This is a genomic window from Mesorhizobium sp. M0633 (assembly GCF_040320645.1).
In the GTDB taxonomy this organism is placed as follows: domain Bacteria; phylum Pseudomonadota; class Alphaproteobacteria; order Rhizobiales; family Rhizobiaceae; genus Mesorhizobium.
In genome coordinates, this window is the sequence record NZ_JAMYQC010000016.1 from 38,826 (window position 1) to 65,762 (window position 26,937).

The window sequence follows — 26,937 nt, forward strand, 5'->3', positions numbered from 1 at the left end:
GCTACCTGCATAGGGAGGGGAAAGCATGGGACGCATGACCGGCGTATGGCGGGGCGCATCGACCTTCCTGGTTTTTTTGTTCTTCATTGTCGCGGCGCTGAAGACCGGCGTTTGTCCGGCCGGGGCGCAGGCGACCGCGGTTCCGGACAATTTCCTGGTCGAGCCCAAGCCGGTTCATATCGATCTCGGCTTCTTTGAATTTGAATGGCTAAGGCCGCCGGGAAAACGCCTGGTGCGGCTGGAGGGCGTGAACGCGACGACCGGTCCGATCAAGCTCGGCGCGTCAATGGCGGGAGCCGTGCTGCGCGCCGGCAGTCCCGACACGGCCATCGCCACCAGCGGGGAACCGGGATTCGGCCAGAACACGTGCACCGGAGCCATCCTCCAGCCCAAGCAGATGTGCGCGCTGACGCTGCAGCTTCCCGGCGGCATCGGACCCGGTGCGTACAGCATCGATGTCGCGCTGCTGGGAGCGGATGCCGGTCAGTCGCTGAGGACGGTGAAGTTCGAGATGCGCTCGTCGGCGTGGCTGGCCGGCATCCTGATCGCGCTCGGTGTCGTTCTCGGCGCGGCCGTCACCGACTGGCGCACCACCGGCTTGCCGGCGACGGACCGACGGATCTTGGCCGCGGACATGCGGGCGCGGGCGCAGCGGCTGGCAGGTTCGGCCACCAAGGCGCCCGTGCAGCGCCAGGCCATCGAACTCGGCCGCGTGTTGCGGACGCTCGATCCTGAGCTCATTCAAGGCAAGGATTCGAGCGCCAGGCTGACCGAAATCGAAGGTCAGCTCGAAAGACTGGCGTCATGCGAGCAGGCGCTCATCGCAGCGGACAAGGCAGGCGAGACATCCGACGTTTTCGGCATGCTGACCGCCCGTCTGGTCAGCGCGCTGGATGCGGACGACTGGAGCGTGACCGGGATCGACGCGTCGCTCTCGGCCCTTCGCTCGGAACTGGCGCAGTTTCCGCAACTGGTCGCGGCCGCCCGCCGGCTCGATGCCGAAATTTTGCGCGCGCAAGGCGCGGTCGCCATCCTCGGCGCCGACCATGCCGCCATCGCCGTGGAATGGCGCAAGGCGCTGACGGAAAGGGAAGGCGCGCTGAAACGCCTGATCGGTACGAGCGGCGCCACCGCCGAATGCTTGCAGCGGGCCGCCAAGCTGGATACGGCAGCCGCCGCGCTCGCCGACAAGGCCGGCGCGCTCGTCGGCGCCTTGCTCGACAAGTCCGACAACGCGGTCAAGGCAGCGCTTGCCGGCCCGGCTGCCCGCAACGCCGGCACTAAGCAAAGTCTAGATGCGCTCGGCGAGCAGTTGCTGGCTGTGCGCAACGCCGGAGGCGGGGACCGATTGGCTAAGGCGATCGCGCTCTGGAGCCAGATAGCGCCGCTGGCGAAAGAACCCGTCGTCGCCACCGAAGCGGTTACTGAAGGCGCACCGGCGTCGGCGCCGAAAAGCTTCCTGCCGCAGGACAGCGAGCTGAAGTTCATCTTTGGTCCGGACGTGTTCCAGCCGGCGATCGGCGCCTCAGCCCACGAATTGCGGGCGGTGCGCAAGCGCTGGAACATGATTACCGACGTCGTGGTGCTGGCTGGCATCGCGGCAACCGGCGTGCTGGTGCTATGGGCGCAGAACCCTACCTGGGGCAGCGTTACGGACGTGGTGGGCGCGCTGCTCGCAGGTGCGGCGACACGCATGGCCGTCGGCAATATCGCGCTCCCGGGGAAGCCGTAGCTGCATAGTGCTGGATTGTTGCCGCGGCCTCTCGATTGGCCTCGCAGGTGAATGGCAAGAAGAGAGTTTTGCATCTTCGCCCCGTTCGAACGGCCTATTTAGAGCCTGTTCCATCCCGATGGGATGGGCCTCTATCTTTCTGCCCATGATCTTTTCCCGGAAACTGGTTTCCACTTTTGCTTCGCTGACCTTCGGTTCGGGATCATGGTCTTAGGTGGGCTCGATGCCTACGGCGCCGACTGCGCCTTTGCATCCGGCAATGTAAACAGCCTTAATTGTGCGATTTCGCTCTTCTCACCGGAGTTCCAACAAAAACTCGGCTCGCTGTCTTTTGGTATTGGATGGCCGGGGGCCTGCGGGCTATAGGGCAAGATATTGCTGATCTGTGTCGTTCCTTGAAAGGTGTTTCTGCTCGTGCTACATTCCGAAATAGCAGGGAGCAGAAGCCGTGACCCCAAAATTGATCGCAATGGTTGTGTTGGTCCTGACGCTGGTTGTAATTGGCCATAGATTTGGTCTGCCTACGTTGGTCGCGCCACCGGCATCGGCCGGATGCATACAGCAATGCTAGTGGACCAGCGTTCGACAAATTAGGTCGGACATCTCTGGTCAGGAGCTAAAACCTGCGGCCAGCGTGCTTCAGTTTGAACACCTATTTTCTGCACAATTTTCTGATTATCAAAAACAAGCTTTTTTAATCCATGGAGCTCATGGGTCGGCTGGTAACCTCCGTTGGTTATTGCCGCGTCCAAATTCGCCATCCACATTGCTTCGCCGATAACACCCGATGCAGACTGGGCAATGGCATAGCGGAAGAGGGAGTCCGGCGGCAGGTTTTTATAACTAGAATTGCTCTTTTTGAGTTGCTCAAATAGGGCAATTGCATCATTCGGCCTTCCGCTCTGTAGAAGAATGTATGCTTTTGTGTCCAATATCGTTGCCCATATATCGGTATATGCATCGCTGCCTATTTGATTCGCTTGCAGTTGCTCAATTGTGGCCAAGGCCTGGTCAACCGCGTCGATTGCCGTAGGGGCAATTTTGTTACTGTTCTGGACCTCGCCATCCACAGCCAATAAGTCGATACCCCAGACCGCTCGTTTCCATGCCATGTCAGCCAACGCACGGACTTGACCCGTGCTGCCGAGACTTGAGACGTTATACAAATCCACGCTAAAATTGATGTCGTCGCGATAACCGTAGGAATTTTTGAGGCTAGATCTCAGTTTAGCATTCTCTGTGTCGGTATTTTTTCCGGTTGAGTTCGTAAACCTTTGAATTTCCGCCCACGACCACCCCTCGGCCAGCCACCAAGCAGTTTGCTTCAGTGTCTCCAGAGTCGCTGTATCGATTTCAGCGCCCCAAAAGGATGCACGCTGGAGGGCTGCGCCAGAAAAATTAACTTTGCATAGAGCCGACCGGTCAAAAACTGCGTTGTATAATTGTGCACCTTCGAATGAAGTATTAGCAATTTTTGCGCCTCGAAACTGAGCGAGATTCAGGCGAGCCTCTCGCATATCATTGGGCTGCAACCCGGTTGTGAACGAGAAACGGCTGCGCGCGAACGAGGCACCTATAAGCTCTGCCTGTGGGAAGGACACCCCCTCAAAATTATCTGCCGAGAAATTTGGAGCTCTCATCTTCAGATCAAATATCCTAATCTCTTTGAGAGCCACCGGAATCGCCGATAGATCATAAGGATCGGTGGACGACCACTGCTGCGCCCAATCTAAAAACTCAAGTGCCGCAGTTTGCTCTTCAGATGTCGGAGTCGCATCTGTTTTCAGGAATGTTATAGTCCTGTGAGCTTCCCGTGGGGTAACCCAGAATATATAAAGCGAGGCGAACATAAAGAAGGCTGTAACTAAAACCGACGCGATTGCACTCCCTATTATCAACTGTCGCCTTAGATCCTTTACGTTATTTTCGACACGCTCACTTTCACCAATGAAATCTTTTAAAATAGGATCGGATTTACGAAACCGCATCGCCTGTTCTAGTGCTTTTCCATTCAATAGGTAGCCTGCTCCGCGGCCGCTTTCGTCCCAAAGGCGTGCTGCCGCGATGAAGCGAATTCGATCGCGTGAAAGTTGGTCGGGGAGAAGTATCTGATTTGGTGCTTCACCGGGATTTTGGGGTCCACCGCCGTAATCGGCAAGGCGGGGCGCTACAAGGGCTTCAGCGCGAGTGGTGCCGACCATTACAAGCTCGGCCGCCCAATATTCCAACATTGCTCTGGCTGCGCGTCTGTCTCGTTCGTTGCCAATGACTGTTCCAGTCGCGCTGGCGCGTTCAATAAATGCCTTTATCCCTGCCTTATGCCCATTAGCTTCTTGGTCTGGAACGCTGTCAGATTTGCGTTGATTGTTGCACCAATCCTCGTGGGCCTTGCGTTCGGCGTTGTGGGCCTCTCTAAGCGCATCGAAATCCTTGAAACGAACATCCGCCCCGGAGAATTCAATATCTGCGTCACTCATGCCCGAGAGCCTCCAACACTGCGTTGACCGAAGTGCGAAGTTTCACGATCTCCTCGCAGTCGCTCATCAGCAATTGATCTATCACGAAAAATCGAAAGCGCACCTCATAACGGAAATCGCCGTAGCGAAGGATCAGGCCATCAATCGCGTCAGTTAAATCGGCCTCGGTGACGGCTGGAGTTGCTGCCAACTCAATGGCGCCGGACAGCGCTTCCTTCATTCGCTCGCCATATTTGAGAATGTCTAACGCCCAAACTTCGTCAGCCGAGGGGCGGACAAGATTCAGCACCACAGCTTCCGCGTTTAGCCACTCCTCGCTGAGGATCTTTAAAATGTCGTTTCCTGCCTCTGTCAGCAACACGTCTACGGCCCAAAGCGTATCATCGACATCCTGCCAGAGGCCGTGTTCTACCACGTGGCTCTGCAGCGTGGCAGCGAGTAGATTTGCGGAATTTGCGGTCGATAGAAGTGGTAGCTTAACAAGAGGCGCAATGTTTGCAGCGTTCTCTAGTCCGGCCGCTAGCGCTTTGAGAGGCAAATTGCTGGCTGACAAAAAGATAAGGCCGTTGAGACGTGACGACTCACTCTCGATGAGTTTTGCAGCAATCCGCAGTGCAATGCGGGCGGAGGGTATGTCCATACCGTCGATTGCGGTACGAAGCTCTTCCACCGCTCTTTGGTCTAATTTGTCAATCCACAATGTCTCTTGCGGACGAACATCTATTGGCAATCGAGCTGCAGCCTTCCGTGCTAAAACCACGCACTCGCGCATGCCGTTCTGGAAGTCTCGCAACCTGCCCTCAGCGGCATGGTCGTCGTCCATTGTTTCAACAGCGTCCCGAAGATCCACGAAGCGCCGGACTTGTAGTAGATGCAGCGCGTCATGCAAAAATTTATAGATCTGCAGTACTCCAACAGCGACTGAGAAATTTGCAAAAGTGGCAGAAGAATCTTTGAGCGAACGTCTTGCGGCATCATCCGTCAAAGCGTCCTTAGTTTTTCTGAGGTCTTCATCAAGTGCTTCGACACGCGCCTTTAAATTTCGTTCCGCAGCTTTGATTTGGGGGTCTACTTTGTAGATGAGTGAAGTAAGGTATGCGTCACAGCGCTTGTCAAATAGTATCTCTGAAAGAAAAAATTTAGTAGCTTCGTCTCGTTCTATTCCATCAATAACATCGCGAGCGACCTGCCAACGTGGATCGTCCTCGTTCGCATAGTCATTGATCCTCCGTTCTCCCAAACATTTGTAGACAACGATATTCAAGTCATCAAAGGAGAAAATGTCGCCAATGGCCTTATAAATCGGCTCGTAGATAGCTGGTGGGATGATCGTCATCTCGCCGCGCTCTTCTAACTCAACTTCCGCCAAGCATCGCCGAATGCCCATGCGTGGTAATGCTGTTGCGAATCAGATGGGCCGGAATCCCCTGGTTGAAGACAGGCTTCTGCCAGGAGGGATCGCCAAAATGATGCAGTGCAAGTAGCTCCCAATCCATTGAAAAACATGGCGAGCCGGATGAACCTGGATCGGTATTCGTGTGGTAGCGCAGTCGAAAACCATTTGCGACGGTACCGATGATGGCTGCGGTATCTAGCGCAAGCTTCATTGGCCCGCCGTCGGGATGTTGTACGATTAGAAGCGGCGCATCCGTCTTAGGGATGGTCGCCGTCGTGGGCAAACTTATCCAGCCGCGTCCTTGCCCGTTGCGTAGGTCGGCGCCGATGGGATCGCGCAGCCGCAGCAGCGCGTAATCAAGCTCATCGTCGTTTGGAGCGGGGTTGTCCGGGGTCACCGTCGCTTCGGCCGGCGAATACGGCGCGTTATCAACGATGCCATCTGCGTGGACTGCCACAACAAAGCCGGTCTGTCGTGACGTATCGGATAGTAGAAGGTAGTCGAAACGACACCCCAACTTAGCGGCGGAGCCCGCCGTTGCGGCAGCCTCGACCACGTGCCAATTCGTCAGCACAGCATCTGGTCCCACCAGGAAGCCAGTACCGAGCGAATTGCCGTCCTGCTCTACGCGACAGACTTGGCGCTGGATTCGCGTCATTCGTTCAATCCAGACTCCGATCGACACCATCGAGATATTCGGCCTAACATTGCGCTGCAAGCCTGGCGCGAATGCCGTCGTCGGCTCGCCGGCTTGCTGAACCCCGGCCTTCTGTACTGACAGCGTGGTATTTGGTGCGTCCCCTTGGCTCGCGACGGCGGGATACACAGCTTCTAGAGCTTTGCGAAGCCTCTTGTTGAAGGGCTTCCGAACATAGACTGCCGACAAGAACCTGTCTGTAATCTCCTCCCTTTCAAGCGCGATCAACAGATCGACAATTTTCGGTCTCTTCGGGAGGTTCTGATCCACGAACGCGTCATAAAGCTGATCGCCCGTGGCCACGTAAACAATCATGCGCAATTCAGGTTCGCTCAGGGAGGCCGTTAACAGTTGTGACAGCTGCTCGATTAAATCGGGCGTTAACGGCTCCATCGCAGCGCGCCTCCTCAGTGAATGTTGCAATCGCGGCGAGGATCAACTTAAGCCGCGATGTACCCAATCTGCGCTCTGGTGTGTGGGTCCAGGCAGGCGAAAGACCGATGAGATGGTATCGTGTGCTGCCGGCCGTGCTGCAATGCTCTCAGAACCACAGGTCACCAGGATCAATACTCAATTACCATTTTGCAACGATGTCAAGTAGATAGCTCAAATTGCCAGCGGAGTAGTGCGATATTGCACTTGCCTCTTTTTAGTGGTACGTAATAGATAATTGTGGAAACTTGCGCGGCGATAGCCGGCCCAATAATGGTACTTTTATAGCTTCACTTTTGTGAAGATGCGTTGCGTCGTGGCAAATTTAATCTGAAGAAACGTTTTCTGTAACATATCGAATCGTGGCGTCTTATACTGAGGGAGAGTGTTATGGCGAGGTATCGAGACGCTGTGTGGATGCCTATTAGTGGATCATCAGGATCTTTTACTGGTGGTCCATTCAAGATCGTCCATCACACGACGGAGGGGTCGAGCGCTGGCGGTGCCTTTAGTGCATTTCGTGCCAACCGGTCCGATCCTCACTTTACGGTCGGCGAGGGGAAGGTCTATCAGCACATCGACACCAATGTCGCCGCGCGGGCGTTGAGAAATGCTGCGGGCGGTGTGCAGACCAATCGGGATTCAGCCATCCAAATCGAAGTGGTTGGCTTCGCCCATCGTCCGAAGTCGAAAGCTACCCTCCGCAACGTCGCCAGGCTCTGCCGCTGGATTGAAGCCACTCATGGCGTGCCGAAGGCTTGGCCGAACGGTCGCCCCAAGTCCGCTCGCAACGGCAAGGATCCGGGGGGCCACAACCGCGATGCGCGCACGTGGGATACAAAGGGCGGCCACTATGGCCATTCGAACGTGCCCGAGAATACGCATTGGGATCCGGCCTATACAGACGACGAGGTCGAATTCCTGATGCGTTTCTCCGGCGAGGAAGCGATGGCACTGACCTACGAGTTCCCGTCAATTCCCGAGTCCGATCCAGGACTGGCATCGGACTACAGCCGCATTCCCGACCACAGCCACGTCGACGACTCAGCTTCAACTCCCGTTTCTCCGTCGATCCCAAGCGCGCCGGCGCGCGAGGAGTCGCGCTCTCGTCTGGAAACCATTTTTACGGCCCTGCGCGGTGACGTAGCTACTGCAGTAGCTCGGGCCGTCGTTGAAGGACGCATTGATCCAGCTCGGTTCGGCGTCGATTCGTCCGAGCTTGTGTCGCTGGAGCGGTCTCGCAGCGGCCTGGAAAGTGTGGCGGCGGGCGGCGTGCTCGATGCGGTCCGCAATCCCGTCGGACTAGAAGCGATCGTGCGGCGGGTTGGGCGCCCGCCCATGCTCATTCGCAACGACCAGATCGTTTTCGAACAGGTTGATCTGCTGCCGCAGCTCACGGCATCTATGGTTGGCCGGATCAATCGTTTCGTTCCGTCCGTCGGCCGTGTCGAGTTCGTGAACCATTCGATGCGATGGGGTGGCACGGGCTTCGTCGTTGCCGAAGCTTCTGGAGGGCGCCGCAAAGTCATAACTAATCGCCATGTCGCCAAACTTGTGGCGCGGCGCGCCCGGGACGGCTCGGGCATCTTCCTGCGGTCGCCAATCGGTGCGCGCTATGGCGCCAACCTCGACCTTCGCGAGGAAGTGGACTCGACTTCCGACGACGCATTCACCCTCCCTGTGATCAAAATCCTCTATCTGGCCGACGATACGGAAGCCGACGTCGCGCTGCTCGAGATCGAGGTTCGGGATGGGCTGGCGCCGGATCCGGTCCCGCTCGCGCAGCGGCGCGGTCGCGACGGAGAACTCGTCGGGACCATCGGCTATCCCGCCTTCGACGACCGAAACGACCTGTCGCAGATGCGGCAGTATTTCAACGACCTCTACGACGTAAAGCGGTTTGCTCCGGGTCTGATCATGACTGGTGAGGACGGGACGGTCCTGTCGCACGACTGCACAACCCTTGGCGGCAATTCGGGCTCCTGCCTCGTCAGCCTCGAACAGGAAGCCGTTGTCGGCCTGCATTTCTCCGGTGAGTTCGGCATTCAGAACGCGGCGGTCAGCTCCGATACACTGAAAGAACTGCTATCCGCGTCGCGGCCGACCGTGGGAGGAGTGGCGCTAACCGAGTCCACCGAAGAACTGGCAGACGGCGTCCACTCGACCGACGATTTCTCCAATCGCGCAGGCTATCAGCCGGGGTTCCTTGGAGAGGGCATGGAGGTACCATGGCCCGAATTCGGAGAAGAGGTCGCCACGGATCTCGCACAGCCGTCGGACGCGACCGAAGAACGCAAACACGAATTGCGCTACACTCACTTCGGCGTTCTTTACTCGAAAGGTAGGCGGTCGCCGCGCGTCACCGCCGTTAACATCGACGGAGAAACGTCACGGCGCATCAAGCGTGGCGACGACAGGTGGTTTTTCGATCTCCGTATCGATCGCAATCTTCAACCAAGCCAACGTGCCTATCGCGATCCGGAGATCGACCGTGGGCATATGGTGCGGCGCGAGGATCCGAACTGGGGCGAAGATGCACAAAAGGGAAACGACGATACGTTCCACTACACTAATTCAGCATTCCAGCACGCGAGCTTGAACCAGGGAAAGACTCTGTGGCAAGGGCTCGAAAACTACATTCTAGAAAGCGCGCGTACAGAAGGATTCCGCGTTTGTGTTTTTACCGGACCGGTATTCCGGGACGACGATCCGGAATTTGCGCTGGATTCCAATCCTGGCGGACAGGTACACCTTGTACCACGGGAGTTCTGGAAAGTCGTCGTCATGCCCAAGATCGGCGGTGGGCTGCACGCAACCGGCTATGTGTTGAGCCAGGGCGATCTCATCCGCGAATTGCTTGAGCGCCGCAGCCGTGCCGAGGCAGTAGAAGGCTTTGTTCTCGGTCCCTACCGAACATTCCAAGTCGCGATCAGGCATATCGAGGAGATGACCCGTTTCAAATTTTCCGCACTGCGCGGCGCCGATCCACTAGCTCCGGGCGGCGACGAGTCAATGGACGCCGGCCAGGTCACCTATCTGCCGCTCGAAAGCGTCGACGATGCACTCTTGCTTCCCCCGGTCGGCCCGGTGAAAGCCAGTACTGAGAGCGGTGCATTCGCTGCGCTTGAGGCCAAGGTCGCAGCACTCGAACCCATTACGCTGCTTCACCGGATCGTTGCGCTTCAGGAAAGCGTAGGCGACGATGATGCTTCGATGGCGGACGAGGTGGCGCGGCTTTTCCAGACCTACCAGCGCGAGGTGGCATCCAGAATACCCAGCGACGAAGCACCCGCGCCCGACTTCGCCAAATTGAGAGGCGAGTACAAGGCGCTTTACCAAAGCTGCACGGTTCGCCCAGAACGGAAGGGGGAGGTAACCTGGTATGTCAAGAAGCTGAATGATTTCCGCTCGCGCTACGAAAAGGTCAGCAGCGTGCTGGACATTCCGTGGTGGTTTATAGGTGTCACCCATGCGTTGGAGGGCAGCTTCAACTTCAAGGGGCATCTTCATAACGGAGATCCGCTCAGTGCCCGCACCGTCCAGGTCCCGAAAGGTCGGCCTAAGAAGTGGAACCCGCCGAACGATTGGGAATCCAGCGCCGTCGACGCGCTGACGATGAAAGGCTACGCTTCGCAGACGGATTGGTCGGTGGAACGGGCGCTCTATCGCTTCGAAGCCTACAACGGCTGGGGCTACCGCAGCCGCGGTATCAACACGCCCTACCTCTGGAGCTTCTCCAATCACTATACGAAGGGCAAGTACGTCAAGGACGGCAAATACGATCCTTCCGCAGTTTCGAAGCAATGTGGCGCGGCAGTTATGCTGAAAGCGCTGGGCGTATGAATCCGTCTTCACCCAATGCGCCTTCACTTTTGAGGCCGTGGCGCAGACGCGCTTAACCGGTCTATCCGAGCCAGCAAACGTCGGAGAGACTCTCGGCGAATCCGATGTGATCGAGCGGATTCTGGTCCTGAAAATGAGGTTGCAGCCGTTGCTCGCAGAACCACCCGACTCGGCAGGCGCTGGCGATCCGGTCGGGGGTGAACCGGCCACTGAAGTTGTCGCCGAAGCAGAAGCAGGTCGCGTGAGCGAAAACGACAAGGCTGCCGAAGCGCCCGACAGTTCGCCTTGCGCCACGCGGTTGGCAGACGCTGCGGGCACGTCTGCCAATAACGATGCTGCACGGGCTTTATTGGCTCGACAGACGGGAGCGCTGATTGGCGCCGCCGATGAGTTGCTCAAAGAATTGTCAGGAATGAAGCTGGCTGAGCTTCAAGCCGCCAACGAGGTAGCACAGCTGGCAACAGCCGTTGCCCGCGCTTACCTGCTCTCCGCGAAGTTCATCAAGAGCTGCGGGCATTATCGGGTAAGAAAGCATCTCTTCACCACACTGTTCACAGGCGATCAGCTCAGCTATCGCGGCGGAACGTCGGTTGGATTTATATTGACCGATCTTAAGACTATGGAACTCGCCGACGGTGATGTCCTCTCCCACGCAACCTCACCAAAAGGTAAGCATTGTTGAATATCAGCAACATATTAAAAAGCGGTCCCAGGCCTCGGAGCGAAGGAACCGCGTGAATCCGTCTTCCGCCCAGTGATGAGCAATTTATCTCTGCTGACCGAGCGCCAGATGGCCCGAATATTGCCGTCTTTCCGCTGCCGAGAGTCGGATCATCGACGAGTGGTTGGCGGCATTTATCAAGCACGGCTCGCATGGAAAGTGATAAGTTGGCTGGCTTCGGCCTGCATTTTAGTGGCGCGACGGAAATCTCGAACTATGCCATCAGCACCGCTAGAGTTGCCGATCACCTTCAAGCGATTGGCCTTCCAATCTAGTAGTGATTCTAGTAGTGGGTCCGCAAATGTCCAAAGTCCACAAAGTAACGCAAGCTAATCTGGAGCGCCTCGGCGTCTCGGAACATGGTGAGCTGCATTGGGATGGCAAGAAGGTTGCGACAGAGCACAGGCTAGGTACGTTAGAGCGCTTCATAATTGGCGCAGCAAGCGTCGCAACTGTGGTGGTTGCAATTGTAGAGGTCGGCCGGACGTGGTGGGCCTGGGCCGGTGGTTAATCCGCTGGCGCGCTCTCCGAGAGTAGCGATCTCTCGAGATCGCCACGTACCAGCACGCTGATCGAGCGTACATTTAGTGCTTCCCTTGCTGCGCTGCTGCGCTGCTGAGCGTGTTTCTGCGTGTTTCGTCATTTTGCCTTTGAGCCGCGGAGCGTCTGTGACCACCAACGAGGCGTTGACGGTGGTCGAGGCGGATATCGCCGTACATGCCCTTCAGGATCCGACAATCCGCCGTTCGAAGATGCGCGACAGCCTCTCGCTCAGCAGCGGGCGTCACCATTTTTTTCCGAGAAGATCTTTCAAAGCGGCATTGTCGAGCATGGCGTCCGCCAGGAGCCGCTTCAGACGAGCGTTCTCATCCTCCAGCGTCTTCAGCCGCTTCGCTTCCGACACGTCCATGCCGCCATATTTCGCCTTCCATTTGTAGATGCTGGCGTCGCTGACCCCGTGCTTGCGGCACAGATCGGCCACCGAAACCCCGGCCTCGTGCTCCTTCAAATCCCGATGATCTGCTCTTCACTGAAACGGCTGCGCTTCATTCTCTGGTCCTCGCGTTGGGCCAGAGGCCAGAGCGAACTTCAAACCGGATTAAGCGATTAAGCCAAAGGGGCAACGTCATCGCGGCCGCGCGGCCGGCCACCGAAAAACGGACACCCCTCCGCGACAGCCTGAGCTGCCTGGCCGGCGAAACTTGGGAATTGTACTTCGGCACTTTTGGGGAATATTCGAGCGGCATTGACAGTTGTGCCGAACCGTCTGGCGTCGTCGCGACTGGGGCAATGGTCCGGGGATCAAAGATCGCCGCGATGACCTTCATTGATAGGAAGCGATCTCGCGGTTAAATGCTTCGAATTCTCCGGCATCGAAAGTTCGAAGAGCCTCCTGCAGAATCCAGGTTCCGCGGTAGAATTTGGCGCGAGCAAGCGTAGCCTCGTCCACCGGAAAGTGCCGCGCTAGGCGCCCCACAAATTCCTCCCCGTAGAGAACTGGCTCAAGCGCAATCGACCAGTCAACGGCTGGATCACCGAAACCGGCAAAATCGAAATCAATGATCCCACTAAGGCTACCCGATTCCGGGTCAAATAGGACGTTCCCAGGCCCCGGATCACCGTGGCGAAAGACGGGAGTATAATGAAAATTTGATGAATCATCGAGGAACGACTCAAAATGGTGTTTTATAGCGGTTCGGCCCCGCGCGCTCATATAGGAAAACAGCTTGTACTCGATATTCATGTACATCTCAGACACATTCTGACGACTATCGAGATTCGTCTCGCTGTGTAACGGCATGATCGATGGATTTACTTGGTGCAGACTGTTTAGAAAGGTCCCCAATTGAGTGGCCAACCGATCCAACGTCCTGGTATCCAAGGACGTTACAATCTCGCGCCAGAGCGGTCTGCCCGGGATAAATTTATAACGGAGGATGGAACTTCCGAACTCGCAATGCATGTGAGTGGGTACGGGGATCGGAAGGTAAACCCTATCGCTTAACGCCCTCAACATTCGAAATGTCGCTGGACTCTTTTCAGCGATCCATGCGTATTTCGGAAAACGAAAAACAATCTCGTCATTGACTGTCACGATATCGTTGAATTGACCAGCCATCCTGTTGATAGTATGAATCTCCAACTCGGGAAAAGCTGTTTTTATCTGATCTACGAAGCTCGCCAACAAGAACGTGTCCTAATCCTGCCGAGACTAATATACTATAAATCTGGCGATACGGCTCCACGTCTTCTCAGAATGCGCCAGACCCGCGTCGTCGTCCAGCCCTGATGGATCTGCGGCGGTTGCTCTCGAAAGTGGAGCCTGCCGTCTCGTAAATAGGTGAGACTTTCACGGTTGATGGAAACCCGCCCGTCCAAATCGCCTCTGAAGAATTCGGGGAAATCGCCGACTGTTGCGCATGCCGAAATAATGCGATTCTCAAGATCGTCGGCTTGTTCGACATAGCCGTGCTGTCTCAACCCGTCCGCGATGACACCCGTATCCATCGGCCAGACCGAGCCATTATGATACGCGCCTGGCCGGAACAATGGATCGCGTGTTGATTTCGTTCGAATTCCTGCGCCTGCTAGCATGTCGTCCTCAAGCAGGCGGGAGGCAAGGGTGTCTCTCAAACGGCAAAATTCCGCGCCATCCAATATCTTTGTCGCAAGCAGATGACCCGGGGCGGAGGCCACGATGCGGACTGGGGTGGCGACCCCATGAGCGTCAATCGTAAGCGCGTGAGCAAAGGTTCGAAGGTCTGGCTGCCAAAAATGCCTCAGGGTCATCGCTCGCAGCTGCACCGCCCGCCGCCGAAGTTCAGAGGGCGACCGGGCTGAGAGAACGTTGCTGTGTTCCAGAAGGTTTGCAGCACCTAAAAGAGCATCGTAGGCATATCCTTGAGCAGCCACCGGCGCAAACGGTCGCGACGCGTCGAAGAGAATCCCATTCTCGTCATGGAAGGCGTCCGAAGAGTCCTCCCAGACTTGACTACGGTTACCGCTGTCGGACGCTCGGCGAACCCACAAGTAGCCGGCTCCGGAAGCATCGTCGAGACGACCCAGAAGCCATTCCACGGCAGAAACGAGGCTGTCGCGAATACTTACTATCCGCGATCGCCGGTCTGTCAACTCTTCCCTTAGGATGTCGAAGCCTTGGACGGCCGTATACATCGTAAGGAGGTTAATCCACTGAGGCGTAGTATCAACAGCACCGTAATAAGGCCAATCCCAAAACTCGTTCAGGCGAACAGCGTGAGGATCATCCGGCATACGGTGCTCATGGAGAAAGCGCCCAGGCTCCTCCTCAGACCGTGCGTTCATGCGAACCCCCTGAAGCATAGCGAGTGTCACCAGCGTCGTGCGCGCCACCTCGGGAAAATCTTCGAGTAGGTCCAAGGCCATGCGGATCGCGTCCCTGCCAAAAAGGCAGTGAAACAAACCAGTGTCATCGGCGGATGCCCTCATAGGTCCGGCCGAGCCAAGATCGCGAACGTTGCCTACCCCACCCAACTTGCAAAGCGTGCCGGCCAGAGCGTCAAGATCGATGGTGCCATTGATTTGGGTCAATTGCGCGGTCTCAGTTTTGCCGCTCTTCCGCGACGGCTGGCGCACGAGCGAGCGATGTCAGACGATCTCGAACTCTCAACGTCGAAGGGTGCTGCTTGCCAAGTACTTGTTCGCGTATCTGAAGAGACCGCGCGAAACACGCCTGCGCTGCTGTTATATTGTGCTGCGACCGGAAGACAAGACCTAGATTGCTCAAGGCGTCCGCCACGCGCGGATCGTTCGGTCCAAAATGTGCCTCGTGGATCCTCAGGGCTTTCTCGAGCTCGTTGCGCCCTCCATTCAGGTCCCCAAGAGCGTGAAGGGCGCGGCCGAGGTTCCCCCTGTCTCGAGCCACATCCGGATGAGATCGGCCATGAATACTCTCATCGATATGCATTGCCCGGTAAATAAATTTGATGGCACTCTTAGGCTTTCCGCATGTCAGGAGGACGCTACCGTAGTCGTTATAACCGCGAGCGACTTGCGGATCGCTGGTCCCGTAGCATGCCTTATAATCTTTCAACGAACGATGGAAGGCTCTCCTCGCCTTTGCGTTTTCTCCCAAGCTATGAAGAGTTCTCCCAAAACTGTTGATTATGGCCGCGACTTCCGGGTGCCCTTTCGGGTAAGTATTGTCTGCGATCTTCAGAGCTCTCTCGAGGACGCTCTTGGATTCCGCGTATTGGGCTCGTATTCTCAAAAAATGCCCCACTTTCGTCAGCAGCAGACAGGTCTTCTCGGCTTGCACGTTCAAAGCTTCGGCCCACCCGCACGCCGCAAGCGCGTGTGGGAGGAGGCTCTCACATTCCCGCAAACTTACAGAACTGCCTTCGTCACGCGGAAAGGCATCAGCCACGAGCCGAACAGCGACATCAGCCCAGAAGCACCGTTCGTCAGGCTTCATCCGATGAAGGAGTACGAATTGCACGAGACGGTGAATTCTCAGAACATCATCGCGTCTGTAAAGCAGCGAGTAACGGCGCAGCGCCTGCATGATATCGTTCCACTCCAGATGATCCGTAACAGATCTCGCTAGCGACAGAGGCAAGCATTGCGCGCCGTTTCTCAGCAAAGCCCGTGAGATGCCTTCGGGGGCTAGGAAAGTGCACAAATGGAGGAGTTCAGCTGCTTCCGAAGGTATCCTTTTGAAGGCCAGCTCCCAAGTTGTTGCTATAGTAAAAGGATAGCCAGGGGGAGCCTCGAATCTCTGAAATATTTGCTCTTTTTTTGTAACGAACAGAGTCAAATATTCACGAATAAGGCATCCTGAAGAGTCTATGTAGGCGCCCGCATGCTCAAGCGCCAGCGGGAGTTCCCCCAACGCAGAGGCAAGCTGTTCAGCCGACGCCGCATCCTTCGATTTCGTTCGCTTCAGAAGGAATTCGACTGCACTGGATGGCGTGAGTTCTGGAACGACAACAACTTCCGCTTGACCCTGCCAGGAAAGGTTTTGGGTTGTTATCAATACATGCCCAATCTCAGCTTGCGGAAGATAGGCGCTTAGCTCCTGGGGGCCAGCGGCGTTATCGAAGATCAAAAGCCAGCCGTCGTTTGTCTCCAACCAGCGACGAACAGCAGACACGAGGTGGGGCTGGTCGTACGTTCCCGTTTCTGCGAGACCGACCGAAGCTAGCCCGAGCTCATTCGCCAGCCTCGCAAAGTCCGACGCAAGGGTGGCCAAGCTCTCCGCCTTTATCCACCATACAAGGCGATAGTCGCCAGCGTTCTGGAAAGCATACTCGGCAGCAAGTTGCGTTTTGCCAACACCACCCAAACCGCACAGAGCTTGGACCGATAGGGTTGGGTCACCGCTGCAAAGCGCGTCTCGCAAGCTCTTTAGGAGGTCTGTCCGCCCGGTGAAATAACGATTCTGCCGTCGCGGAACGTTCCAAAGTTTCGGTGGCGGTTCAAGCTGCCTTGCCCGGTATCCAAGCGTTCTGGCTGTAAGCTCTTCTTCGAGCTGCTTAAGCGCAGGATCATCCGGAACTTGCTGCCGCGCCTCGCCAATGAGGTCAAGCAACCACCCTTTGGCCTGAGCCTCACCGATAACAGACTGTATCCGGTCCGGAAACCTATCTCGTGTGCTGGAAATATCCGCAAGAGACGTATCGAAAAGAAGCAGCAATGCGTCGAATCCAGCCTCGTCGACGAATATTGTGCGGAGCGCCTTGCGGAGCCTCAGCTGTTGCAAACCTGTGAGCTCGACGAAAGGCATCACATCATACCGTTAACGGGGGTAGCATTTGAGCCTTTCCCCGCTTCGTTAGCAGGTTCACAATCGTTTCCGTGGGGATGCCTTGATTATACTCAGGTTTCTTGCCTTCTTTCCAATATTTCGGATCGCCCGAATGGTGCAAAGCAACCCACCGCCAGTCTGCCCCGAAACAGGGCGAACCGGACGAGCCAGGCTCGGTGGTGGTGGTGTAGCGCACGCGAGATGGCGTCGCTTTAATCACCGCTTCAGAATCCAGCGCCACCTGCATCGGCTTGCCGTCGGGATGCTGGACAATGTACAGCGCGCGCGACTGCATGAAGTCGTGCGCGATCGACGGCGCCTCGATCCATCCGCGCCGAGTGCCATCGACAGCGTCGTCGCCGGCTGGACTTTCGAGTCGGAGCAGAGCGTAGTCAAGTTCTTCGCTGTCGGCATCGTCCCTGGGCTCCGACTCGAAGTCGGTTACACTGTAGGGGCTGTGGTCAACAAGCCAGTCACTGGCCAGCCGGTGCTTCTTTCCACTACCAATTGTGACACCATCCGCAAGGACTTTGTAGTCGAATCGGAAAACAACCTTGTTGGGCGCGGTCAGACCTTTCAGGACGGACTCAATGACATGATAGTTTGTGAGCACAAGCTGGGGGGCGACAAGGAACCCCGTTCCGCGCGCGTCCAGTTCCGGAACCTCGACCCGACAGACGCGGTTCTCTATCTCGGCAACCCGTTGACGCCAAGTCACAATGTCGAAGGTGGTTCCGGAAGCCTTGATCCTAAGTTCCAGATTGCGGCCTTTAAGTACATGGATGCCGCTTGCGTCGACCGCGACGAAATTCGGCGCAAATCCAACTACGTCCGCAAATTGGTGCAATTGGGGATCCGCGACTTCGTTGCATGCTTCGCGGAGGAGATCCCTCCACCAAAGCTGAGCGTTAGCGTGCTTAAGACTGTCAAGGATGGCGGTCGGATATGCCGTATTTCTGGCGGTAAAATCGTCGATATTCTTGTCCAGTAGCATCAGCAGTTCTGCAAAGCGATCATACGGAAATGCTTCTTTTAACAGGTTTCTCAAATTGAGAAGCTGCGGGTTCTTCAGTCGAAGCAGTGCCATCATTTCTTCTCCCGTGATCGAAATTCCGGGGAACCGACCCTGGTAAAATCGGATCATCATCGCGAGCAAAGGCTACAAATGTTGTCGAGCCCCGCTCTGATTTTTTAAGCGGCGGCTGGGCTTCATCATCATCACCTATTTAGCCGAATTTCTCCAATCAAGATATTGTTGGCATGTACGGAAAAGGATGAAAAAAATAACACCGAGTCAATAACTCTAAAGCGCAAGTGTTTGTGCAAAGCAAAGTGGTCGACTTGAATTGTCCGGCGTCAGCACCAATGGGACAAAATCGGTTTAACTGAGAGCCTGACCCGAAACTCGGTTTTGAGCGTGGAAGCGGTTGAGTGGCCCCGTCCGTTGTGATTCGTTTGAGTTGTCTAGACTTGAACGGGACTACGACATGGGTTGGACGGAGACCACCCGCCGGCGATATTGCCGCGCGGGACAGCGAGATGCAAACGCGTTGACGGACAAGGAATGGGCATTGATCGAGCCGTTCCTGCCGGGAACGAAGGAAACGGGATGACCGCGGACGACAGAACTTCGAGCGGTCGTGGACGCGCTCCTCTACATCGCCTGGACCGGCTGCCAGTGGCGGGCATTGCCGGACCGGTTCCCGCCGGTTTCGACGGTTCAACGCTATTTCTATGCCTGGCGGGACAACGGGCTGTGGAAGACCATCAACTTCCACTTGGTGGCTGCGGCACGCCTGGCGCTTGGTCGCGAGGCGAGCCCGAGCGCCGGTGTCATCGACAGCCAATCGGCAAAGACCACGGACGTTGCCGGTTTGCGTGGTTACGACGCCGGCAAGAAGCTCAAAAGGCCGCAAGCGCCATATCATTACCGACACCGAGGGGCACTTGGTCGGGCTGACGGTGCATACGGCCGATATCCAGGACAGGGATGGGGCAGTCGGCGTCATCGCCTCTATTCGACGGCTTTATCCCTGGTTGCGCCATCTGTTCGCCGACGGCGGCTATGCCGGAGAAAAACTGTCGCAGGCTCTGGCCAATCTCGGCACATGGACCATCGAAATCATCAAGCGCTCCGACGCGGCCAAGGGCTTTGAGGTGCTGCCGCGACGATGGGTCGTCGAGCGAACTTTCGCCTGGCTAGGACGTTGTCGCCGGCTCGCCAAGGACTTCGAGGCGACCATCGCAAGCGCCGAGGCATGGATATTCATCGCCTCGATCCGCCTCATGCTTCGCCGCATGGCAGCTCCGCGTCGTGCGTAACCGAGTTTCGAGTCAGGCTCTTACGTGTGCCGGGATCAACGACGACGGTCCGATTGTCGACCACCACGTAGCGGTATTTGGTGTTGGGCACTTCACCGCAACCGGCTCCGACGCTGTGCTGATGGAAGGCTCCGCGCCTCCGCCGGTTGCTCAACTCGCGCCAAGAGGCGTAACAGAAACGGCCAAGGCTCTAATCGCCACTGGATGACAGTTCAGTGGCAGGTCAGAACTTCGCAAATGGTGCAGACGGTGCGTGCCGAAAATACTGGAGCATGAGCGGCTCAGCTCTCGGGTGGTTGACGCCCGCCCTGATCCTGCCGCATTGAACGCGGAAGGCCAGCTACTGGCTTTTGCCTAGCCCTCCCGCGGCAGCGAACTCTGTTCCCGATGTGCCGCTACGTGCGGACGGCTATGTTCGAAGTACCGGCCTGCTAGCGTCGGAAAAGGAGTGACCCCATTTTTTTGCGTGCAAGATCTTTTCCCATCGCGGCAAGGACTGCTTTTCTGGTCACACTGGCCGGTGTCCTCCTGCTCGCACTCTTACCGGAGTGGCTTTTGCAGAATTTTGGCTTCGGCTTCACCTCTCATGATGACAAGCTCAATCACGCCGCAGCGTTCGTCGTGTTGACGGCTATCGGCAGTCTCGGTTGGCCAGAGCACAGGGCAAGACTGACCATTTTTCTTGCTCTTACCGGCGCCGCGATCGAGATCCTCCAGGGCATGCAAATGATAGGCCGCGACATGGATATGTTCGACTGGTTTGCCGATTGTGTCGGCATCGCTTGCGGGCTCGCAATTGCAAGCTGGACAAAGAAATTAGTCAGCGGATTCTTTTAGGTCACGACCTGTCAAGCTGGGGCTAATCGGCCGCGTAAAGCCAGTTATGGCCTTCTCTTTTTCATCAGAGCGCGGACTTTAACAATCATCGCTGCGTTAGACCTCAATTGAGAGGCATGTATTTTGCGCGCGGTTGCGATGAAAGAATTGCGGATCATGAGAGCGTCTCCTTTGGCGGACGGGACCGCGGTTGAACGGCTTCTTTTTGGGAGATGCCGTTCGAACGCTCGAACTAAGGCTGAAGGCGGCGTTCAGCTGGGGTTCAGGAGGGCTTGCGCGGGTCGTGGCTGCGGCGGTCAGGCCGCTATTCGCTAGGGCAATGGGTGGAGCACACTCGCCAAGGGCGGCCGGTGTTGGGTCATTTCTATACTTAGCGATTGGCCGCTTCCGGCCCACAGGCTGCCGGACGGCAATGCGCCTCATGCCGGTCGTTCAGGTGGGCGCGAGCGAGTTCCAAAAGCAGCCGCCAATCTCAAACCGAAATGTACGACCGATTGCCACCTGTTACGACGCGCCGGTGCAGGGTACATCGAACGATTGTATATTTGGGGGAATTCACCACACTGCCGTCAGTTGCGAATCGGGAGGGGACGTGGCGGACGATATGGCGCTTAGCCTGATCGCTGAGGTGATGGACTGGGACGACGCGCGGGCCACTTCCGAGTACGGCTGGCTGCGGATGATGTCCTCCATCAAGTATGACGGATATTCCGACTTCAGGGCAGGGGTGCGGTTCGTGGAGAGCCTCGCTGTGTGGCTGAAGCAGTTCACGCCGCCGGACCGGCCGACCGCATACGACTTCTTCAAGGCGCGGGTGGTCTACGTCTCCCCGGCCGAACTGCAATGCCTGATAGACATCTTCTTCCCGGAGGTAGTGACCCCGGCACTGCGGGCCGCGGTCGCCGCCAAGCTGGCGATCGAACCATATGAGGTGTGGGAGACACAGGAGGGCGCCGATTGCTTCAAAAGCATGCTGCGGCGCACACTGTTCGTGGGCATGAGCGACGGTAGCCGCACTGACATCCTCCGGCGGGCGAACTCCGGGCGAATATCGACCGAGCAGGTGGTAGCGACCCTGGCAATCGACGACGACAAATGGAAGGACCTCAACAAGGAGTTGGTCAAGGACGAGGGCGCCGGCGCGAAATTCGAGCGGGTCTACCTGGTCGACGATTTCACGGCTTCGGGCACGACGTTCGTGCGACAGGGCGATGGCGGTTGGGAAGGCAAGCTGTCGAAGTTCGACAAACGCGTGAAGGATGCGCGGGAGCACTGCGGCGGGGAGTTCCCCCTGGTCGAGGGCTATGCGCTCCACATCCACCATTACATCTCCAGCGACCAGGCCCGGACCAAGCTCGACGCGATGCTCGCTTTGGCGATGGCCGGTTGGAACAACAGGACGTTCGGGCATGTCATCGTGACCGAAGGGCTGAGGCTGCCCGCGAGCCTGAAGCTTTCCGTGCCGCACGACGGGGGTATCCTCGATCTCTGCGACCGCTACCACGATCCGGCGCTGGACAAGCGATTGGAAAAGCACCTCAAGAAGTCGGGCATACCGTCGGTCAAGCTGGGTTACGCGGAGTGTGCCCTGCCCTTGATCTTGGACCACAATACACCCAACAACAGCATCCCGCTCCTTTGGGCCGAGACGCCGGACGAAGGCCACGGGAAGGCCATGCGCCCCTTGTTCAGGCGCCGCGATCGCCACGGATGAAACTGCCATGAATCCCTTCCTCCGCCGGGCGACCGAATATCTGCGCGATACCGCCTCGTTCCTGCAGATCACCAGTCCCGAACCGCTCAACACGTTCATAGCGTCTCACAAGCGCGTACACGACCTGCTGGACGTTCCCGTCCGCGTAATAGGTAGCCCTGGCACCGGGAAGACCATGATGGCCTCGCTGGTGGAGTTCCGCCTCGTCGAAGCCGTTCTCATGGACCAGTCCACTGCCGGGAACCGTGCACTGGCCGCAGCGCTTACCGATGCCCAGTTCGCGGACGGTGAGCGGCCGAAGGTCGTGGCCATTCGGATCCCGATGGAGTCAGAATACCGCGACTTCTGGGAATTGCCGTACGACGCCGCGATCAAGACCAAGCTGATGCTGGGGCTCATCCAGGCCCGCGCCGTGCTCGGGCTGTTCAGGACACTGACGACGAACGGTTATCGCGACGTCGACGGCATCGAGGTTGCCACCAAGTCCGACAAGGACGCGCAGGCCGCCCGGATCGGCGGCCCGACCAGTCGCGGGATGCGCGAGCGCGCCCGGCTCGTGGAGGAGGTCATATACGGGATCGGGGCGAGCCTAATACCGCCGGAGCTATCGGACATCCCGGAGTTGGCGCAGGCCCCTTACCAGCCGTTCGAATCCATCCGGGAACTCGAGATCGATTGGAAGGGTGAGCGTCTCCGGCTCCGGCCGCTGGTGATCCTCGACGACGTGCACAGCCTGCATCCGGAGCAGTACGCGGCACTTTTCCGGGCGCTGACCAGGCGCGAGATCAAGATCGGCCGGTGGATGATGATGCGCATGGACTCCCTGAGTCCGAGCGCGGTCTTCAGGTCCACCGACGAAGATGCGCTGCCGGGCCTCAAGCACGACCGGGACTACCTGGACATCGTGATGGAGGGCTCCCGTAACGGTGACCGCAAGCAATTCCGGAAGATGGCTAACGACATGGCCAACCGGTACCTGTTGTTGGTAGACCCGCTACGCGAACGCGGCCATCAGACATTCAGGGGACTGCTCAGCACCCAGCCGCCAACGCTGTCCGATGCGCGGCAAGGCGAATTGATGAAGCTGCTCGATCGCGACCAGGCGGGGCTTTCGATCGCGGCATCGCGCAGGGCGAGGCTCGAGGAAGTCGTCCACCGCTATTCGCAGGGTACCCGCGCCATCGATCGCGGCAAGGACGTGGAGGCCGCCATGACGCGCGTCCTCATGCATAGGTACGCCGGTCGGGTGCAAGGTCAGACGCTCTCGCTCTTCGACGACCCGGAGCCGCCCACTCCGGTGAAGGCGAAGTCGCAGATACTCGATGCCGCGAGGGTACACCTCAATCATCTCTACGATAGACCCCTGCATTTCGGCCTGGACGACCTTTGCGATGCCGCCGACGAAAACGCCGAGCTCTTCCTGCAGCTCGCCGGCGAACTTGTAAGTCGGATGGAGACGAAGGTAATCCGGGGTCAGGATCCGACCTTGACGCCCGCACAGCAGGCCGACGTGCTGCAAGCGAAGGGAGCCGATATCATCGAGAAGTGGTTGTTCCCCTATGCCCGCAAGGTAAAAGCGCTAGTCGAGGGATTGGCGGCGCAATGCGTCGAGAACGCGACCCTCCCGAACGCGCCTCTTGGCGGTGGCGCCAACTCGATAGGCGTGCTCGAAAGCGAGATGCAGCAGCTGCTCAAGGACGGCGGCGAGCTCCCCGCGGTCCTGAAGTATGCCCTTGCCTACGGGGCCTTGTCGGCGGTGCGCGATTACGGGCAAGGCAACAAGCTGTGGTGCCTGCTCGAACTATCCGGACCGGTCTGCCTGAAGTACGGACTCGACCTCGGACGCGGCAATTTCCTCGAGCGCACCGCGAAGGAGCTCGCCGGACTCATCGAGGAGGACGAGTGATGCGCGAGCACTGGAGCAACTGCGTCACCCACTTCGATTCTACCGCGCTCGACTTCATCGCGCGATATTTCGCGCGTCCGGACCGGAAGTGCCTGCTGATAGGCGGAGCCGGTTTTGATCCGCGCTCGCAGATAGTCTCGAAAAACCTCGCGGCGGCGCAAGGCGGGCGTTTGCGTGCCATCTATATCCGGGAGGAGCGTGGCCAGCCGGACCGAGACCTGGTCGAAGTGGCGGAAGGCAACGAGGCCGCGCTAAAGGCCATTGCGCCTGGTGCGGAGGTCTGGGCCGTCCCGATTTTCGACGAGCAGGACAACGCTCCCATCGGGGGCGCCAGGATCGCGGAGCGGCTGCGACGGTACAAGATCCCGGACGACGTCACGGACATCGTCCTGGACATGAGCGCGCTGTCGTTGGGTGTCGCGTTCCCCGCGGCGAAGCTAGTGCTCGAAAGATCCGAGGGGCGACCGACCCTAAACTTCCACCTCATGATCGCGTCTGACCCGGATCTCGATGCCAGGATAGTAGCCGAACCCTCCGCCAGGTCCCAGGCGGTCCGCGGCTTCAGCGGCGCCCTTGGCATGGCTACCAGCCTCAGGCCCGCCCGCATCTGGCTTCCGCAGCTCGCCCCGGGGAAGAGGGCGACCCTTGCCAAGATCAGGGTCGGACTGGACGATATCTACAAAGTCTGTCCCATCCTTCCGTTCCCGGCCACCGATCCGAGACGCGCGGATGCCCTGATCCAGGAGTACGGAGAGGAGATCAGGGGTGACTGGTCGGTCGATCCACGGGACTACATGTACGTCTCCGAACGCAATCCGCTCGATGCCTACCGGACCTTGGATACGTTGAAGCACCGTTACGACCGAACCGTAGAGGGCGTCTTCGCGCCGCAGCTCATTCTCTCGCCCGTCGGTAGCAAGGTCATGGCTGCCGGAGCGATGATGGCCGCCATACGCCACTCCCTTCCAGTCCAGTACGTGGAGGCGCTGCGCTACGATATCAACCCGCAGGTGCAGGCTGTCCAGCAGGACCGGATGACACTGGTGCACCTCTGGCTGGATGGGTCGATCTACGACAGTTACGGCGTGGCCGCCGCAGCGTCTGCCTCGTCCGGCCCGGTCCACGCATGACCGGGGTTTTCCGCGAGAAGCTCAACGGGCTGCACCTCACGGTCAGGGGCCGCAACGATGCCGCGATCGCGGCGGTGGCCACCGCGATGACCGATGGCGCAGGTCTCCGCGCCGTCGCCGTGGGGTCCGGCGGATCGCTCGCGTCAGCCCATTTTCTTGCGACCTGCCGCCGCGACGTGTCCCCTCGCCCTACCCAGGTCGAGACACCCTTGGACTTCGTGCTCGGGACCGAGGACCTCTCGGATGCCCAAGTGTGGCTCTTCACCGGCCGGGGTGACAACCCTGACATCCTCGCCGCCGTCGAGGCATGCCGCACCCGCGGCGCGCGCGAGGTGCGGCTGATCACCAGCAATCCCGCCGCCCAGGCCCTCAAGGAGATCGCGGTGGCGCCGAACTCGACCGGCCACGTTTTTCCGGTTGCTGACGAGAAGGACGGCTTCCTCTCCACCCATTCGCTCGTCGCGACGGTAGCGGGCCTGCTGCTGGCCACCGACCGGGCGGTCGATCCTTTCGGCGCCGGCGACCGGGGTGGCGCCTTCGAGGCGGCGCTGGCCGAACGCCTTCGACCAGCTGCCGGGTTCTTCGACCGTCACGCCATTGAGGCGCTCGATGCCGAAGATGCATTGATCCTGCTGGCCGACCCCGCGCTCCGGGCCGCAGCCGTGACCATCGAGACTTCCATCTGGGAGACCGCTCTCAGTCCGGTCCAGCGCACCGACCTGCGGAACTTCGCGCACGGGAGACACGTCTGGCTGGCACGCCGCGGCACCCGCTCGCTGGTGCTCGCGCTGACGACCGACCTGACGGCGGATATTTGGTCGGAGTTGTCCGGCGCCTTTCCGGAAGTCACACGGACCGCTGCCCTGCACTACGGGACTGGAGGCCGGTTCGCGGCTGCGATTGCGATAGTGGATGCGCTTGCCGTCGTGGGGGCCATAGGGGACGCCCACGGCGTGGATCCGGGCAAGCCGGGTGCAGGGCCGTTCGCCAAGGCGGTCTACGAGGGCCGCGGGCTGGTGACGACGAGTTCGCGGTTGAATCCCGCCGTGCGCCACAAGATCGAAGCGAGACGGCGATTCGATCAGCCGGCGGACCTACCGGACGACCTCGACGCAGAATACGCGATCATGATGGACCGCCTCGCTGAGGCGGCCTTTCGTGCCGTCGTCCTCGACTACGATGGGACCATCGTCCACACGCATGATCGGTTCGTGCTCCCATCCGCGGGAATCGTAGAACAGTTTGTCAGGTTGCTGGAGCACGGTGTGCGACTCGGCATAGCGACCGGAAGAGGTGGCTCTGCCGGGGAGAGACTGCGCGACGTGATCCCTGCGCGGCTCATGCAGAACGTGGTCATGGGCTATTACAACGGGGGATACGTGCAGCCCCTCAATATCGACATCCGCGACACCCCGCCCCCGGCCTCGGACGTGATGGATCGCATGCGGGAGTGGCTTGAGGCGATAGGCCTGCCGACCGAGGCCCGTATCAGCCCGGTGCAGATCTCGATCGATTTCGCCGCGCTTGCCGATCCGGGACTGTTCATGGCACGACTGCGGAACGCTCCACTTGTCATCGCTGGTGACATCGTGCTCGCCCGCTCTATGCATTCGGTCGATATCATCCCCAAGACCAGCTCGAAGCTGCGCGTGATCGAATACATCCAGCAGCGCCTGCACGTCCCGGATGCGGCGATGCTGCGCGTCGGCGACAGCGGACATCCGGTGGGAAACGACTTCGACCTGCTCGGCAAGCCTTTCGGTCTCAGCGTAGACCAAGTATGCCACCGACCTGACGTCTGCTGGTCGCTCTTCGGGGCAAACCTTCGAGGCCCGGATGCGTTGTTACGGATACTGCAGGCAGCCGTTCCGTCGCCCGACGCGACTTTTCGCTTGGATATCGCTTCGTTGCGGGGTCCTATCCGTATGTGATTCTTTACGTTGGT

General features: G+C 58.4%; 15 protein-coding genes and 2 pseudogenes. 9 read left to right on the forward strand and 8 right to left on the reverse strand.

Going from position 1 to position 26,937, the window contains the following annotated elements:
* Window positions 1-25: 25 nt before the first annotated feature.
* Window positions 26-1,732, forward strand: a complete 1,707-nt coding sequence (locus tag NKI47_RS18140) for a hypothetical protein (RefSeq protein WP_352592172.1) — start codon at window positions 26-28, stop codon at window positions 1,730-1,732.
* 590 nt (window positions 1,733-2,322) lie between these two features.
* On the opposite strand, the gene NKI47_RS18145 is transcribed toward NKI47_RS18140, so the two are convergent.
* The 3 genes from NKI47_RS18145 to NKI47_RS18155 are packed head-to-tail and all read right to left on the reverse strand — an operon-like array spanning window position 2,323 to window position 6,695.
* Complete coding sequence (locus NKI47_RS18145; RefSeq protein ID WP_352592175.1) at window positions 2,323-4,209, reverse strand: pentapeptide repeat-containing protein; 1,887 nt, start codon at window positions 4,207-4,209, stop codon at window positions 2,323-2,325.
* Window positions 4,202-5,578: a hypothetical protein gene (locus NKI47_RS18150; RefSeq protein ID WP_352592178.1), complete on the reverse strand. Its 1,377-nt coding sequence runs from the start codon at window positions 5,576-5,578 to the stop codon at window positions 4,202-4,204. Before NKI47_RS18150 ends, NKI47_RS18145 begins: the two co-directional genes overlap by 8 nt.
* Entirely contained in the window at window positions 5,565-6,695 is a 1,131-nt protein-coding gene (locus tag NKI47_RS18155) for a trypsin-like serine peptidase (protein ID WP_352592181.1), read from the reverse strand. Before NKI47_RS18155 ends, NKI47_RS18150 begins: the two co-directional genes overlap by 14 nt.
* A 456-nt stretch (window positions 6,696-7,151) precedes the next feature.
* Between NKI47_RS18155 and NKI47_RS18160 the strand changes: the two genes are divergently transcribed.
* Both NKI47_RS18160 and NKI47_RS18165 read left to right on the forward strand, forming a co-directional pair.
* Window positions 7,152-10,577, forward strand: a complete 3,426-nt coding sequence (locus tag NKI47_RS18160) for a DNA/RNA non-specific endonuclease (protein ID WP_352592184.1) — start codon at window positions 7,152-7,154, stop codon at window positions 10,575-10,577.
* 37 nt (window positions 10,578-10,614) lie between these two features.
* Window positions 10,615-11,259 carry a hypothetical protein gene (locus NKI47_RS18165; RefSeq protein ID WP_352592187.1) on the forward strand — a complete coding sequence of 215 codons (645 nt, stop codon included), beginning with the start codon at window positions 10,615-10,617 and terminating at the stop codon, window positions 11,257-11,259.
* Between the two features lie 785 nt (window positions 11,260-12,044).
* Here NKI47_RS18165 and NKI47_RS18170 read toward each other — a convergent pair.
* The 5 genes and pseudogenes from NKI47_RS18170 to NKI47_RS18190 form a co-directional block, all read right to left on the reverse strand.
* Window positions 12,045-12,348: pseudogene (locus tag NKI47_RS18170) on the reverse strand (transposase); the annotation flags it as partial.
* A 274-nt stretch (window positions 12,349-12,622) separates the two neighbouring features.
* Window positions 12,623-13,483, reverse strand: coding sequence for a phosphotransferase family protein (locus NKI47_RS18175; protein ID WP_352592190.1), 861 nt, complete (start codon window positions 13,481-13,483; stop codon window positions 12,623-12,625).
* 35 nt (window positions 13,484-13,518) lie between these two features.
* Window positions 13,519-14,868, reverse strand: coding sequence for an amylo-alpha-1,6-glucosidase (locus NKI47_RS18180; protein ID WP_352592193.1), 1,350 nt, complete (start codon window positions 14,866-14,868; stop codon window positions 13,519-13,521).
* A 10-nt stretch (window positions 14,869-14,878) separates the two neighbouring features.
* Entirely contained in the window at window positions 14,879-17,062 is a 2,184-nt protein-coding gene (locus tag NKI47_RS18185; protein ID WP_352592196.1) for a tetratricopeptide repeat protein, read from the reverse strand.
* Between the two features lie 4 nt (window positions 17,063-17,066).
* Entirely contained in the window at window positions 17,067-18,173 is a 1,107-nt protein-coding gene (locus NKI47_RS18190) for a trypsin-like serine peptidase (RefSeq protein WP_352592199.1), read from the reverse strand.
* A gap of 397 nt (window positions 18,174-18,570) precedes the next feature.
* On the opposite strand from NKI47_RS18190, the pseudogene NKI47_RS18195 reads away from it, so the two are divergent.
* The 6 genes and pseudogenes from NKI47_RS18195 to NKI47_RS18220 all read left to right on the forward strand — a co-directional run bounded on the left by NKI47_RS18195 (window position 18,571) and on the right by NKI47_RS18220 (window position 26,923).
* A pseudogene (locus tag NKI47_RS18195) lies at window positions 18,571-19,405 on the forward strand (IS5 family transposase).
* A gap of 462 nt (window positions 19,406-19,867) precedes the next feature.
* Window positions 19,868-20,242, forward strand: coding sequence for a VanZ family protein (locus NKI47_RS18200; RefSeq protein ID WP_352592202.1), 375 nt, complete (start codon window positions 19,868-19,870; stop codon window positions 20,240-20,242).
* Window positions 20,243-20,834: 592 nt separating this feature from the next.
* Complete coding sequence (locus NKI47_RS18205) at window positions 20,835-21,956, forward strand: phosphoribosyltransferase-like protein (protein ID WP_352592205.1); 1,122 nt, start codon at window positions 20,835-20,837, stop codon at window positions 21,954-21,956.
* Between the two features lie 7 nt (window positions 21,957-21,963).
* The gene (locus NKI47_RS18210) at window positions 21,964-23,862 is read left to right on the forward strand and encodes a hypothetical protein (RefSeq protein ID WP_352592208.1); all 1,899 of its coding nucleotides are present in this window, start codon (window positions 21,964-21,966) and stop codon (window positions 23,860-23,862) included.
* Window positions 23,862-24,992: a hypothetical protein gene (locus NKI47_RS18215; protein ID WP_352592211.1), complete on the forward strand. Its 1,131-nt coding sequence runs from the start codon at window positions 23,862-23,864 to the stop codon at window positions 24,990-24,992. The genes NKI47_RS18210 and NKI47_RS18215 overlap by 1 nt, the downstream gene beginning before the upstream one ends.
* The gene (locus NKI47_RS18220; RefSeq protein ID WP_352592213.1) at window positions 24,989-26,923 is read left to right on the forward strand and encodes an HAD family hydrolase; all 1,935 of its coding nucleotides are present in this window, start codon (window positions 24,989-24,991) and stop codon (window positions 26,921-26,923) included. The genes NKI47_RS18215 and NKI47_RS18220 overlap by 4 nt, the downstream gene beginning before the upstream one ends.
* The last annotated feature ends 14 nt before the right edge of the window (window positions 26,924-26,937 follow it).